The organism is Shewanella sp. ZOR0012, assembly GCF_000798835.1.
Taxonomy (GTDB): Bacteria; Pseudomonadota; Gammaproteobacteria; order Enterobacterales; family Shewanellaceae; genus Shewanella; species Shewanella xiamenensis.
Genome location: NZ_JTLE01000043.1, coordinates 1 through 249, shown reverse-complemented (window position 1 = coordinate 249; position 249 = coordinate 1). Strand labels below are relative to the sequence as shown.

At 47.0% G+C, this 249-nt stretch carries 1 pseudogene; it reads left to right on the top strand.

Annotated elements, in window-relative coordinates:
• Positions 1-249, top strand: a pseudogene (locus tag L976_RS01390) (alpha-amylase family glycosyl hydrolase); the annotation flags it as partial.

Sequence of the window (249 nt, the reverse complement as noted above, 5' to 3'; positions counted from 1 at the left end):
CAATCCTCTGATTTTACATCGATTCAGGAGCGAATTAACTCGCTAGATTCACCCAATCGTTCATTAGCCATCTCAACGCCACAAACTGACTCCGCAACTAATCAAGCTCATATTCCCCACAAGGCTCTCGTCCAATTCGATGGCGCAGCACACCTGAGTCAGCAAACAGGTATTCCGTTTCATTTTGCCGATTATCTCGAACTGATTGATTGGACAGGCCGCGCCATCCGCCTTGATAAGAAAGGCTAT